This window comes from Streptomyces sp. NPDC093064 (genome assembly GCF_044754605.1).
GTDB lineage: Bacteria > Actinomycetota > Actinomycetes > Streptomycetales > Streptomycetaceae > Streptomyces.
Window position 1 is genome coordinate 198,248 of the sequence record NZ_JBIVPK010000013.1, and the last position, 12,808, is coordinate 211,055.

At 64.4% G+C, this 12,808-nt stretch carries 11 protein-coding genes; 3 read left to right on the forward strand and 8 right to left on the reverse strand.

Features of this window, described 5'->3' with window-relative positions:
• Positions 1 to 145 precede the first annotated feature (145 nt).
• The 4 genes from ACIQFZ_RS18620 to ACIQFZ_RS18635 all read right to left on the reverse strand — a co-directional run bounded on the left by ACIQFZ_RS18620 (position 146) and on the right by ACIQFZ_RS18635 (position 5,878).
• The gene (locus tag ACIQFZ_RS18620; RefSeq protein WP_402691702.1) at positions 146 to 2,623 is read right to left on the reverse strand and encodes a tetratricopeptide repeat protein; all 2,478 of its coding nucleotides are present in this window, start codon (positions 2,621 to 2,623) and stop codon (positions 146 to 148) included.
• Positions 2,624 to 2,633: 10 nt separating this feature from the next.
• Complete coding sequence (locus tag ACIQFZ_RS18625) at positions 2,634 to 3,053, reverse strand: hypothetical protein (RefSeq protein WP_402691703.1); 420 nt, start codon at positions 3,051 to 3,053, stop codon at positions 2,634 to 2,636.
• Between the two features lie 378 nt (positions 3,054 to 3,431).
• Positions 3,432 to 4,520 carry an HNH endonuclease signature motif containing protein gene (locus tag ACIQFZ_RS18630; RefSeq protein WP_402691704.1) on the reverse strand — a complete coding sequence of 363 codons (1,089 nt, stop codon included), beginning with the start codon at positions 4,518 to 4,520 and terminating at the stop codon, positions 3,432 to 3,434.
• Between the two features lie 938 nt (positions 4,521 to 5,458).
• Positions 5,459 to 5,878 (reverse strand): hypothetical protein, encoded by a 420-nt coding sequence (locus tag ACIQFZ_RS18635; RefSeq protein ID WP_402691705.1) that lies wholly within the window; start codon positions 5,876 to 5,878, stop codon positions 5,459 to 5,461.
• Positions 5,879 to 7,086: 1,208 nt separating this feature from the next.
• Here ACIQFZ_RS18635 and ACIQFZ_RS18640 point away from each other — a divergent pair.
• From ACIQFZ_RS18640 to ACIQFZ_RS18650, 3 genes are all read left to right on the forward strand, one after another.
• Entirely contained in the window at positions 7,087 to 7,599 is a 513-nt protein-coding gene (locus tag ACIQFZ_RS18640; protein WP_383063482.1) for a hypothetical protein, read from the forward strand.
• Positions 7,600 to 7,984: 385 nt separating this feature from the next.
• A complete protein-coding gene (locus ACIQFZ_RS18645; RefSeq protein WP_383063479.1) occupies positions 7,985 to 8,383 on the forward strand; it encodes a pyridoxamine 5'-phosphate oxidase family protein in 399 nt (132 codons plus the stop codon).
• 634 nt (positions 8,384 to 9,017) lie between these two features.
• Positions 9,018 to 9,215 carry a hypothetical protein gene (locus tag ACIQFZ_RS18650; protein WP_100569080.1) on the forward strand — a complete coding sequence of 66 codons (198 nt, stop codon included), beginning with the start codon at positions 9,018 to 9,020 and terminating at the stop codon, positions 9,213 to 9,215.
• A gap of 184 nt (positions 9,216 to 9,399) precedes the next feature.
• On the opposite strand, the gene ACIQFZ_RS18655 is transcribed toward ACIQFZ_RS18650, so the two are convergent.
• From ACIQFZ_RS18655 to ACIQFZ_RS18670, 4 genes are all read right to left on the reverse strand, one after another.
• Positions 9,400 to 10,785, reverse strand: coding sequence for an LCP family protein (locus ACIQFZ_RS18655; protein WP_402691706.1), 1,386 nt, complete (start codon positions 10,783 to 10,785; stop codon positions 9,400 to 9,402).
• A gap of 263 nt (positions 10,786 to 11,048) precedes the next feature.
• Entirely contained in the window at positions 11,049 to 11,819 is a 771-nt protein-coding gene (locus ACIQFZ_RS18660) for a hypothetical protein (RefSeq protein ID WP_383063471.1), read from the reverse strand.
• A complete protein-coding gene (locus ACIQFZ_RS18665; RefSeq protein WP_365435262.1) occupies positions 11,816 to 12,373 on the reverse strand; it encodes a SigE family RNA polymerase sigma factor in 558 nt (185 codons plus the stop codon). Before ACIQFZ_RS18665 ends, ACIQFZ_RS18660 begins: the two co-directional genes overlap by 4 nt.
• Positions 12,374 to 12,404: 31 nt before the next feature.
• Positions 12,405 to 12,641 carry a hypothetical protein gene (locus tag ACIQFZ_RS18670; RefSeq protein WP_402691707.1) on the reverse strand — a complete coding sequence of 79 codons (237 nt, stop codon included), beginning with the start codon at positions 12,639 to 12,641 and terminating at the stop codon, positions 12,405 to 12,407.
• Positions 12,642 to 12,808: the final 167 nt, after the last annotated feature.

Consider the following 12,808-nt stretch of genomic DNA (forward strand, 5'->3'; position numbering starts at 1 on the left):
CGGCGTCCAGTGCGGGTCGTCGCACGGCGGCCAGCACGAGTGGTTTAAGGACGCCCTGGGCGACTGCACAGGAACCGACGCCGATGCCGGCGACGGCGGTGCCCGCGGCCCATGCGGGCACGGTCCGCTTCGGCGCGGGGAAGCGCTATTTCTTTCCTTTCTTTCCGCGACGCTTTCTGCTTGACAGGCTTCTATTTACGCGAGCTGGCGGAAGGCCCTTAGAGAGCCGCAACCAATACGAAGCCTCTTTACCTTTACCGAGCGAGAGCATCATCTCTGTCATTCTGGAAGCTGCATGCTGATGACCGCCGTTGAACGAAGCGCGGTAATAGCGTTCAGCGTCCTCATATAGTCCTTCCTGGAATGCAAACTCGCCCATCCAGCAGCCAGCGTGAAAGTGTCCGGAATCCAAAGCAGCAGCGAACCAGGATTTGGCAAGGTGGCGATGGTCACTATGGAAGAAAGCGCTACCCAGGGCGCAGAGACTCTTGGCGCTCATCGACTGCTTTACTCGTTCCAAGAGGGCCATAGCCTCATCGGCCTTTCCGGCCCTGGCCATTATGAAACCCAGGTTTTCTGCGGCACGGTCATTGATGTCAACGATCCGGCCATACAAGCCTACGGCTGCATCAGTCTGCCCTTCTCTTTCGAAGGAGAGGGCCAAGTTGTAGATGGACCATTCGTCCTCGTTCTCCGCCCCCACGATCCAGGCTGCTTTTGCCTCCTCGTGTTTGTCGCGTCTATAGTGCATTGAACCGAGGATGGAGCATGCCCTAAAGTATCCCGCGCTTGCTGCTTCCTTGAGAAGCTTTTCTGCCTCCGCCTCATCGCCATGGTCCATCAACGCCATCGCCAAATTGGTCGTAGCCTCCAGCGACCCCTCCTGATGAGCCAAACGGAACCACTTCGTAGCTTCCTCTAGCTCGTCGTCAGCAATGAGCGCTCCGTAGTTGTTCATTGCCGGCACGTAGCCGCCTTCGGCCGCACGGAGAAAATTTTTGCAAGCCAGCTCTTTACGGTTAGTTCGGTCGTAATAGATGGCAAGGCTGAACCAATTTTCGGCCTCTTCTTCCAGCTCAACTAGCTTAATCCACCACTGCTCGGCCTCTTCAGCGGTATCTAGGCACTCAGCGAGCCCGCGGATTGCAAAGTCAGAGTTACTTTCGACTCCCTTCCTGAAATATTCGATAGCCCCATCGGTGTTGCCTTTAGAGCGCTGCCAAATTCCCAGGGAGGTATAGGCGAAACTTTCCCCAGCCTCGGCGGCCTTCACCCATGCATCTACCGCCTCACTTTCTCGGTCGGTGTTAAGGTATAGGAGTCCTAGGTGTAGTAAGGCTTTGCCGGAGCCACGATTTGCGCTTTCTCTCCACGCCTCCTCTGCAATCTCCGTTTCGCCACTTCGCTCAGCAGCCAAGCCGACAAGATAAGTGCTGTGCTCTGATTTGGCGAATTCGAGAATCTGGCGCCAAGAGTCATTCTCGATGATCTGGCTTGCGTTAGAGCGTGTAAATTCATCGGCGATATAGTCGAATACTTTGTAACGCTCCGGCTGCCCTGCTGGCAGCAGCAGGCTCGTAACTCCAAACCGCAGAGAAGTAGCCCAGTCGAAGGCCTCCTCAATGGTCTCCGGGCGCAAAATAGCGCCGCCTACGCGTGTCAGGTAGGCCTCATGCATGCTGACGAGGAGTTCGCGGGGTACCGAGTGCGTTATGCCGGCCCTCACGCAGTCAACGGCTGCTGCTACAAGAGCCGCGCCGCGCGGATTGCCCCCTGGCCCCCAGGCCAAGGTCCATTCTTGGTAGAGGCGCGGTCCAGCGGCGAGATATTCTGCTACTCCGTAGTGGGTGCTGAACGCGACGGCACCCTGCACCCGGATATCATCCACCTTTCGGGCCCGCTCGATCTCCTCAGGCGCCCAAAGGCGAGGGAGCACCATGGCGTTGATTTGCTCAAGAATCCGCCTACCAAGGCCGATTTTTTCATCGTTCCTTGCTGAAGCGGCATGAATGATGGAAGGAACAAATTGCCGGTACTGCTCTGCGCGCATGGTCGACAGGAGTGGAGTGCGTGTTCTGCGCAGCAGGCTTAACACTTGTGGAGTCAGGCCATCTGGCCCTATATATCGCTCAAGATTGTCAAGCCACAACACACAGGAGCCCCTAGCTTCAACCAATGCAGGCAGTGACGTGACCAGGTCTGGTCCATCGTAGGGAGCGAATACCTGATGGTTTCTGAAGCATTCTTTGAGTGCTTCGAAGGCGGCTCTCGTCTTACCTGCGGTGGAGTCTCCGACGATGAGGATCGGTTCTCCGGTGCGATTGATTCTTGCCACTCTGGCGCGCAAATCTTGATCGATCTGGCGCTCGATGTAAGGTGGCAATTCGCCGTCTGCGTCGGTGGCAGCATGGTGCACGCCAAGTTCAGTCGCCGTAACCTCAGTCACCGGCAGCGCGCTGAAAGGGAGGTTGACCTGAGAGTTCCCGGAAATCTCTGTCAAGTTGGCGAGAATTAGCGAATCGGCGTTGATCTGAAGGCCCGATTGCTGTTGGAATACCCTGCCTCGGTTCTCAGCGCGGCCAGAGAAGAACTCGCGGGGCACCGAGTGGTCGAGATGGTCCATCGGAACCCCGTCAGTAGTTGTTCTGTGTCCCAGTTCCCTGCTGATAAACGCGCCCGTGATCGCGAGCAGTGGCGATCTGATGGATGGTGGGTGGATCGCTAGCGGCATCCGTCGTCAGAGAGGACCATGCCTCCAACAGTGACCGGAGTTCGCCAGTCAACTCGGGGTCATCCAGGATGAGACGCCTGAGTTTGCCGCGCCATTGCTGCCGAAGTTCCTCCTGAGTCTCTTGATCGCCGTTTTCTAGCGAGAGCCGCAGCTCACGCGCGGACTCATCGAGTTCATCTTCGATCACCGCGACGTCGCCCCTACGACCACGCCGGAAAAGCGCAGCTAGGCCGCTCTTTGCTTGTTCCCAAGCCTCACTAGTCATCAGCGAAACAAGCGAATTTGCGCTTGCTGTAACTAGGGCCAGAGCAGCAGCGTCCATGGGTCCCCTCCACCAGACTGTGTACCTCGCAACAGGTTACGAGTGCATACGGTTCAGCGCAGCCGATCTGCAGAACTCGGCGCTCGGCAGTTCGTCAGGTCTGCTGGTAGCAGGGAGGCACCTCGGGTGGTCCAGCGTCCCCGCCGTTGCAGTCGACCGATCCACTCGCTCGTCGTGCTGGCAGCATGAGAACAGGGAACCCGCGGTCCGTTCCCCATACGTCCCCCGGCGAGGTGGCAGCCTTGGCTTTGGCCAGGCCGGAGGGTGCCTAGCCAGCCTGCGGTGAAGCTGCTGGTCGAGGCACCGGCGGACGGTAGCCGGCCAGCCGTTCGACCGAATTGCGGCCGAACGGCTGGGTCAGTCCTCGCTCTTGGGGGCCTAGCGAAGGGCCTCTGCGTGCAGTTGCTTTGCCGTGGCAGCGAGGAGACGGCGAAGCTTCTCCTTGTTGAGGCCGTAGGTCTTGAGAGCGTGGCAGTTGGGACACAGGGCGATCATGTTCCAAGGGACGTCAGGTCCACCCTGGGCCAGGTCTTGAACGTGGTCGACCTGCAAGATCGGTTTGCCTGCTGTGGTGCGCTCTTTGGGGTGGCCGTCGCACCGGGGATTCTCGCAGCTGTCTTTGCAGCGGCGGAGGACTGCTGCTCGGGCGCTGGGGGCGCGGACGAAGCGGTCGGCGAGTGACGGCTTCTTCAGCTGTCCTCGGCGGTTGGCGTTGGCTTCCGCGTTCTGCGCCAGACGGCGGTACGCGACCCTGTCGCTCTCCGAGGTGTCCTGCACTTCGGGGTCCACGTCGCTTGGGCGGTAGGTGCCGGTGTCGTCGTGCAGAGCGCCTGTATCGGCGGCCAGTGCCTCCAAAACCTCCGCTGGCCACGTCTCGCGCTCCGGAGAGGGGACGGGGGCCAGAACCCAGAGGAACTCACGTCGCCACTTCTTGTCTGCTCCGACCCCCCATCGCAGCCGGCGTTGGACGATGACCGCCCAGGTCTCAAAGCTGAACTGCCCCTGGTAGGGCTTATGCCAGTAGCGGAGAGGGCGTCCCGCGGCCTGGTATGCGGCCATCAGCTCGTTGCCATCGGTGATCTTCTGGTCGCCCGAGAGTCCGTCGCCCACGTAGGCGATCCAGTTCGTGTCCGGGATGCGACTGTCGTCGTAGGGCCCCTTCTCGTCCGAGAAGGCGCTCAGGATGCCATCGGCGAGGCAGCCGATCCCCGCCATCTTCTGTCCACCGTAGGCGCGCCAGATGGTGTCGCGGTCCTTGAAGCTCTCCCCTAGTTGGGGGCGTAGTGCGTCGGCCCACCGGCCGGCGAGTAGTTCGTGCAGCCCGAAGTCTTTCAGCAGGTCGGGAGGCAGCGGGTAGAAGTAGCGCAGGATGAGTCCGGCTGCGGCAGAGGCTGCGGTTTCTGGGTGCGATTGCAGCAGGGCGTAGTCATCCTCACGGAGACCGCCGGCGGGGTCGACCTGGTTCAAGGACTCCAGGGTGGGACGCCGCCCGCGGCTGGTGAGGACGAGGTCCTCTGCGCGGTCCAAGATCCACAAGTCATCACGCGTGAGTGCCCAAAATGGGTATCGCGCGCCGTCTATGCCGTCAGCGACACGGGCGTACTTCTCCATCAGCGGGGCTACGGCATCGCGGGTAGCTGACCACGATCGCATGCGTGGGGCGCGGGCCACAGCCTGCCCGATTGCCCATAGGAGAAGCACGGGCCGGTGCAACGCTGTCCCGTCCGGGCGGCGTGCTGGCCGTACGTCTCCCACACGTCGGTGAAAGGTTTTGGGCGGCTCCACGACGGTGAAGCCCTCCCGTCTCAACCATGCCACCGCGTGCTTGAGGCCACCGCTGAACCCCGGGGATGAGGGCTTGAGCGCCACGCCGAAGTCGTACAGGTGGGCAACGCCGGCTATGGCTTTTGAGTCGTACTGCCGCCCCTCGTGAACGAGTAGGTACGTTGCAGCCGCGCGGTAGCCATACTCATCACGGAACGCTTCGGGTCCGAGCCTGTCACACTCAGCAATCGCTCGCAGGATCCCCGCGCGCGTGATTTCGGAAGGTGGCATGGGCGACACCGTAGATCAGTGCACTGACAGAACTCCTCGGCGGAGCGCCCCTTCTGGACGAGGTGCGGACGGTGAGGACCCGTGCCCGTGAGCGTCGTTGTATTTCCGCAGGTCACGGTAGGTGCAAGGGCGCGAAGCTGTGAGGACTGTAAATCTGCCGGCTCAGCCTTCCCAGGTTCGAATCCTGGCGCCGCCACTGTGGGAGTATCGGCCCTTGACCAGCAAGTTTGGTCAGGGGCCGATCTCTTTTGTGATCGCTCACTCTCCCCGTCGTTCCCCGCTGGTCCCCGCTCGTTCTGGCACGCGCGTGGCACGGCGGTGTCACCTTGATCACAAGGTTGGCGGAGCGGCTAGTTGGCCCCGGGCGGTTGTTGAGAGGCACCGTAGATCCCGAGGGTGGGCAACGGCTGCTGCCAGGTACCGGCTAGTTCGGTGAGTGCCTCGCGTGCCAGCTGGCGCACCTTGAGCCACCCTGCGTCGGCCGTCAGCGCCTCATACGTCCACCTGGAAGCCTGCTCCGCCCCGCTCATCGCGTCGAGGATCGCGTCAATGCGTGCGAGGCGCGACTCCATGGCGACGTCGATACGACCAGCCTCGGCGAGGAGCGCGATGGCGCCCTGCGCGTTCTCGTAGTCCTCCGCCAAGTCGTCGGTTTCGAGTCGGTACTTGTCGAGCCATGTTGTCTGATCACTCGCGTCCACAGCGAGCATCGTGAGTGTCTCGATCAGGTACTTCCACGCGCTTGCTTCGGACAGCCTCTGCTCGCTCATTCCGCCCCCTCGGCGCCCATTGGACCACGCGGTCGGCGTAGCGACTTTGGCCGGGAGTTTCAATGACCGAGTCAAGGCGATAGGCGCCGCCCCACGGTGAGGACGGCGCCCGTAAGAGGTGAAGGCTTTGAGGTCTGGCCTCATCCTTATCAGGTCGATCACGGGGAGCCGTCAACGTCCGCAAACCGGCTCTGGGCCTCGACTGGTCGTCCGTTGAGGTTCACCGCCGACCGCCTGTGTCTGCGCCTGTTGGTGTCAGCCACTGATGTCAGGCTGTAGCTGCACCCTTGACACGTCAGCCCATCGCATGGCTTTCCTGACCTGCCGTGTGTCCTGCCATCTCACAGAGGCGGGAGCTTGTAACGGCTCCGCTTGTACCGCCCTTTGTACGTGCTCCGCGGCAAGACGCCCTCGCGATACCCCTTGATGACAAAGCCCCCCACTCCGATCAGGAGGACACCAGGGATCAAGAAGACCGGCCATGCATTTTGGCCCCAGAGCAGACCTATGCCCAGGACCACCATTCCAGCAGGGAAACACCAGGCCCAGGGACTTGAGCCCGAAGACGCCGCCAGCCAGAAGAAGAACACACAAAGCGCCAGAACCGCCACAATGCCGAAGGCGGATGGCCCACCGGTCGCCGCCAGCTGTACCGCTTCCACGTGCCCCCCTCATGACCTGCGTGGCCCATCGCAAGAGTAATCCCACAACGCGGTTACCCATCGGACGCGTCGTCGCAAAGGTCGGCGTAGCGACTTTGGCAGGGGGTTTCAATGACCCAGTCAAGCGCCGCCGCGCCCGGATCCTGGAGCACCAGTTTGGAAGATCGCGTACGTGGGCGGCGGCTGAGCTGGCGAGATGCTGACCTGCGCGTTCTCGGGAGACTCGCCGACGTTCCCCGTTGTTCCCCGCCGGGCGCCGTCCGATCGGGCACGTGGGGGGCACATGTGGCTCTCTCCCGCGCTAACGGGCCGTTGGCGCACCGGAACACCGGAGGCCTCCGTGGAGCCTAGTCGGGGCTCAGACGGCCGAATAGGGGTGGCGAGGCCGTTGCTCCGCCGGTCCGGGGCTTGATGCCTTGGTGCACCGGGTATCGCAGGCTCATGCGGGCATGGAGAGAGGCATTGTCGGCGGGGCGCTGGATGGAGACTCTCCTGCCGGGCGTGGTAAGGCGGGTGCTGACGGGTGCGGAGCCACAGCCGCCATGGATGCCGCGGCGCCTGTTGACGGTGGTGTCGGCTGATATCGACGTCACCGCGGGTCTCGGGGCAGTCTGGATGGTGTGGCATCCGAAGTCGGCCCGGGCGCGGGAGCACACCGCGTTCCTGGAGTGGTATGGCGAGCAGTGGCGGTACGTTGGCGGCGGCAGTGGCCCCGTGAACGATCCTGCCAATGTCGACGTGATCGAGATCCGCGGCGGCGGGGGCGTCCTCAGCCTCACCCGCAGGCTTGACCCGCCGCACTCCATCGCCACGGCCCCATGGATCACCTGCGCCCTCATCGACCTCGGACGGGACGTCGGGCACGTCCTCATCGGCAACCGCAATATCAACGTTCCCGAGAGCCGCAAGATCGTCGCGGTGTGGACGTCCCCCCAAGTCAGCCGCGGAGCCCGTCCCGTCATCGTGGCTCTCGGCTACGACGGCACCGAGCTCTCCCGCATGGGCCCCCACGACAGCCTGGACACCCACACCTGGGACCGGCTGAGAGAGGAGTTGTAGCCGGTTCGGCTCGGAGACGCGCACATGGCCGCGCGGTCGGCGTAGCGACTTTGGCCGGGAGTTTCAATGACGGAGTCAAGGACTCGTAGGGCACCCGATCAGTTCTTCTGGAAGTGATGACCCGAGTCCCTCACGTGCGGCGACTGGCTGTGGCTGAGCCTGTGACCTGCGTGGATGCCGGGACTAGTTGTCATCGTCTGTCAACGTCGGTTCGCCTCGCACGGCCCAGAGACGGCCCGAGCGGGGGTGTCGCGGTGCGCCCCTCGATGCGAACTACTGGCTCTAAGGCCATTGCGGGCTGCGACAGGTGTGCTGGGAGCCGGGGGCGGACGCTGCTGGTTGCTGGGGTTGCTGTACTTCGCTGCTGTACGGCAGCCTTCATGCCGTGGACGTGAACGAGTTCTTATCCAGGCCCCTGGTGGCAAGGGTAGCCACCAACGGTCCCGAGGTCAGGCCAGTGTGGTTCCTCTGGGAGGACGGGGCATTCTGGTGGCTGACCGGCTCCTACTCGCGCATGGAGCAGATTCTTGCCAAGGACCCGCGGGCGGCGCTCGTGGTCGATACTTGTGACCTTTCCGCGAGTGAAGTGCTTTCGGTGACGTGCCAAGGGGTGGCAGACGTTGTGCCGCTCGACCGGACCAGAGCGGTGCGGAAGCTGACTCGATACCTCGGCCCTGAGCCGCTGTGGCCAGTGCGCTTCTCCGCGCCGCTGGACGACCCCAAGACCAAGATGATTCGGTTCGTGCCCGATCGTCCGCCCCGACTACGAAACCGATCTTGGTGAGGTGTCAGCCTGCTTCTGCACGTGCCCACGCGGTCGGCGGAGCGGCTTTGGGCGGGAGCTGCTTTGGGGCGAGTGATCAAGGGGTAGGGCCCGAGGGGGGTGAAGCCCCCCTCCTCTACTGCGTCTCCTGCACCACCAGGGCCGCGGTCGACGAGCACAGTCACAAACGTGCCCACTGCCTGTTCTGCGACCACGTTATGAAAGGCGTCGACTACGAGATTGCAACACACCTCGCGGACGGGCCTTGCTGAGTGATCAGGACTCCTCGGCAACTGTCAGCGTGCGGCAACGGGCCAGGCTGGGCCATGGCGTCCACGCCGGGGTGAGAACGTAGGCGAGGAGGACGCTGCCCCAGCCCACGACGACGCACAGGCACAAAACGTTCGTGATCAATACAACTAGAGCGTGTCTGACGGGTCCCGTCATGCAGACCGTCCCCACCCCCAGAGCTGCCATCGCTCCGCCGTCCGTCCCGCCTTCCCAGCCGGCCGCGAAGGCCTTGGGCGGGCCGGGTCAGCGGCCCCGCTCCCGACAGCCATGTCACCCGAATGGCGCAACATGGCATGCCACCCACATGGGTGGAGATCAAGCTGACTAGTGGCCCAGCCGAGGTAATCCGTGAAAGGGGAACCAAATGCGCATTCGACGAATCCTCGCCGCCGTCAGCGCCACGGCAGCCCTCGCCGGACTCGGCCTCACAGGCGCCGCCACCGCCACCGCACAGAGTGGCGCAATCAGCGGTGCTCAGTGCAGGCAGGGCGGCGGAACGCCCGATTTTACGGACTTCACCTGCAAGGGCGGTACGTACAACGGGCGGAATCTCATCGACTAGACCCCACAAGGCGCCCCGCAGCCACGCGCCGCGGGGCGCTCCCGCGCGAGCGTAGCCGGGAGAGTCGCAGGGACTGTGCCGACCCGTCGGACACGCCCTGGACGCCACCCGATCCCGGCCTCAGTGCCTGGGGGCTGCCCGGCCTACGGCCGGGCAGCCCCTCACCAAGATCTTCATGAGCCTTCTAGGTGGCCGGGTGGGGCAGGTCAGGCCCGATGGTCAATGTGATCGTGCCTGGCGCTGCCTGTGCTGAGAGTGTGGGCGTGAGGCCGGGCAGGCGGCCGGCCAGTGCCTGAGCCTGGTCGGATTGGCCCTGTGGGTAGGTGAGGGTGCTCGCCGTCACCGGGGCGGGGGCGTTGCCCGTTGCGGTTATCTCGAAGCCCATGGCGCGCAGTTGTTCGGCGACCTTCAGCGCCTCGCCCTTCCTGCCGGTGCCGTTGAGGACGGTGATTTGCACCGTGTTTGCGGGGGCGGGCAGGTGAGCGGTGGCCTTCTTCAGGTCTGCCTTCGTCATTTCGCGGTCACGGTTGATGGCGGTGAACAACTGCCGGGCCGCAGGTTCTTGCCAGGTGACGTTGGCTTTGTCGGTGGGCACATCACGTTCGCGCGGGTAGTTGGGGACCGTCAGAAAGGAGATTCGGTCGGTTGCTATGCCCTTGACGCTGGAGGCCAGGCTGTAGAGCTGCTCGAGGTCGGCCAGCTCCGGGTCGGTGGTCAGGGACTTGGTGGCGGAGTTCAGGAAGCCATAGAGGGCGGTGGGGTTGTACAGCTTGGACTTGGCGCGGGTGACGAGGGACTGCATGAACTCCTGTTGGCGGCCGATACGGCCAATGTCGGTGCCGTCGCCGATGCTGTAGCGGGCACGGACGTAGCCCAGGGCCTTCTTGTCCTTGACGATCTGACAGCCGGCCTCCAGGTCGAGGTGGGCCTTCTTGTCATGGATGGCCTGTTCCGGACAGACCTCGACGCCGCCGAGGGCATTGACCATGCCGGTGAAGCCGCGGAAGTCGACGATCAGGAAGTGGTCGATGCGGACCTGGGTGTTCGCCTCGATGGTCTTGATGGCACAGGCGGTGGCCTTCGCGGTGTCGCCGGTGGAGCCGCCGATCGCGAACGCCTCGTTGATCTTGAAGTGGTGGGCGGAGGACTGCGTGCCGTTGCCGCTGTCGCAGGCGGGGATCCGCACCCAGGAGTCGCGGGGGAAGGAGACGGCCGTGGCCCATTTTCCGTCGCCGCTGATGTGCAGCAGCATGAGGGTGTCGGACTGCATGGTGGTGAGATTCTTGCCGTAGGCGTCGCCGAGTCCTTTGCGGCTGTCGGAGCCGATGACCAGTATGTTCTGGCCTCCGGCTGCGGCCTTGGGCCGGTTGTCGCCGAGCGATTCGCCCACGTCGGCACCCTTGATGTTGCCGTTGAGATGTGTGTAGAGCCAGCCGCCCACAGCAGCCGTGCCCAGGATGAGGACGGATACGCCGAGTGCGACCCACCGGCCGGTGTGTCGTTTGGGGCGTCGCCGCCGCCTGCCGGCGGATTCCTGGGAGCCGGGTGTTCTGCGCGCGTGTCCTGCCATGTCTGGCGGCGCTCCTTCGGGGGTGGTCAAGGCCTTCGCTCCGGAGTGTCCGGGCGGCAGCGGCACGGGGGGCTCGGCCAACTGCGGATGGGGACGAGGCCGAGCACGGACAGCAGGCGGCGGTGGCGGCGTCAGCGCGGCCTGTAAAGCTGCGGGTCAAGGGGAAGGCGCAGTTGATCCCTGCGGGTTGTGCCTGTTTCCCGGGACGTCGCGGAGGCGTTTCCGGCTGAAGTGCAGGATCCCCGACCTGCTGGCGGCGGTGGTCAGCGCCAGTAGGTGTCGTGGCTGAGTCGGTGGTGGTGGGTGTCGTACTGGTCGACTGTGGTGATGGTCCGTCCGTTCGGGATGGGTGCGGCCCAGGCGCGGTAGGTGGTGCCGGGGACGGTGACCGTGGTGGCCTTTACCTGGGTGCCGTCGGAGAGGGAGACCACGCCGTAGGCGACGTTGGCTTCGGGGTTGGACACCATCAGGCGGCTGCCGCTGAGGCCCTTGTCGTGCAAGCCCCACAGCCCCATTCCCCTTGAGGCCTGGGGGTCCCGTGTGCCGGTGACGGGCTGGCAGTCGGCCCAGGGACCGCCTTGGTGGTCGATGCGGACGCCGCCGATGAACATGCGCTGGCACAGCAGCGATGTGCCCGGTGCCGCGGTCCCGTTGGGAAACGTGGGCAGGGTGTCGCCCTTGGGCAGCGTCCGGTGGAACTCCAACACCACCGACCAACGGTGACTGTCGGTCGTCCCCTCGGCCACTCGGACACTGACCGTGCTGGGAGTCGGGGTGAGGGTGGGGCTCGCTGCGGGCGAGGTCTGGCGCGCAGGGCCGACGGCACTGGGCGGTGGCTTGAGGAACGGAACCGCCAGGCCGAGGGCGAGGACGCAGGCGGCACTGGCCACGGCAGCCGCGGCCCGGCGGCGTTTCCTGCGGGCGCGCGCGGTGGTCAGGATCTGGTCGACGGGAGCCTGGGACGAGGGGTAGACGTCGCGTGACCGGGCGAAGGCGACGCGTAGCCAGTCTTCTTGGTCGTGGTCGGGAGTCATCGTGCCTCTGCAGGGCGTCTGGGTAGGTAGTTGCAGGCGAGAGTCGAACGGCTGCGCAGTTTGGCCAAGGCCCGGGACGCCTGGCTCTTCACGGTGCCGACTGAACAGCCAAGGACGTCTGCCACTTCCTCGACGGACAGATCCTCGCAGTAGCGCAGCACTACGACCGCTCGCTGTCGCTCGGGCAGGTCGGCGAGCTCGCGGGCCAGGGCGTCGTACACGTCCACGCCTCCGACACCGGCCCCGTCGTCGTGGATGGGGCCGGTGTCGGGCAGCGATGGGAGAAGGAGGTGGGTGATCCTGCGGCGGCGATGCCGGCTGCGGTTGGTGTTGACCAGTGCCCGCCGAACGTAATGTTCGGCGCGCTCCGGCTCGAGTCGCCGCCAGTGCGGGTACACCTTCGCCAGCGTCGTCTGCACCAGGTCTTCCGCTTCGTGGAAGTCGCCGGTGAGCAGGTACGCGGTGTGGGTTAAAGCCCGCCAGCGGGCGGCGACGAACCGGGTGAACTCCGAGTCCGGTCCGCTGTCCGCGGCCCTGCGGTCACTTGGCTGCACGGCAGGAGGTGCCCGTCCTTCGTCTGGGTGGTCAGCGCCAGTAGGTGTCGTGGCTGAGTCGGTGGTGGTGGGTGTCGTACTGGTCGACTGTGGTGATGGTCCGTCCGTTCGGGATGGGTGCGGCCCAGGCGCGGTAGGTGGTGCCGGGGACGGTGACCGTGGTGGCCTTTACCTGGGTGCCGTCGGAGAGGGAGACCACGCCGTAGGCGACGTTGGCTTCGGGGTTGGACACCATCAGGCGGCTGCCGCTGAGGCCCTTGTCGTGCAAGCCCCACAGCCCCATTCCCCTTGAGAGGGCATTCTGAGCCGGTATGACGGTTTCACGATCGCCTGATCGTGTGGGTTTGGGCGGTTGGGGCTGGTCCTGCTGCTTGGTCCTGCTGGGCTGTTCGGATGAGTGACCGCAAGCCCTACAAGAGCGACCTGTCCGATGAG

Bases quoted from the DNA above. Each gene is read 5' to 3' on its own strand.
- ACIQFZ_RS18620 (WP_402691702.1), bottom strand. From the start codon at position 2,623: ATGGACCATCTCGACCACTCGGTGCCCCGCGAGTTCTTCTCTGGCCGC.
- ACIQFZ_RS18625 (WP_402691703.1), bottom strand. From the start codon at position 3,053: ATGGACGCTGCTGCTCTGGCCCTAGTTACAGCAAGCGCAAATTCGCTT.
- ACIQFZ_RS18635 (WP_402691705.1), bottom strand. From the start codon at position 5,878: ATGAGCGAGCAGAGGCTGTCCGAAGCAAGCGCGTGGAAGTACCTGATC.
- ACIQFZ_RS18640 (WP_383063482.1), top strand. From the start codon at position 7,087: ATGCCGCGGCGCCTGTTGACGGTGGTGTCGGCTGATATCGACGTCACC.
- ACIQFZ_RS18650 (WP_100569080.1), top strand. From the start codon at position 9,018: ATGCGCATTCGACGAATCCTCGCCGCCGTCAGCGCCACGGCAGCCCTC.
- ACIQFZ_RS18655 (WP_402691706.1), bottom strand. From the start codon at position 10,785: ATGGCAGGACACGCGCGCAGAACACCCGGCTCCCAGGAATCCGCCGGC.
- ACIQFZ_RS18660 (WP_383063471.1), bottom strand. From the start codon at position 11,819: ATGACTCCCGACCACGACCAAGAAGACTGGCTACGCGTCGCCTTCGCC.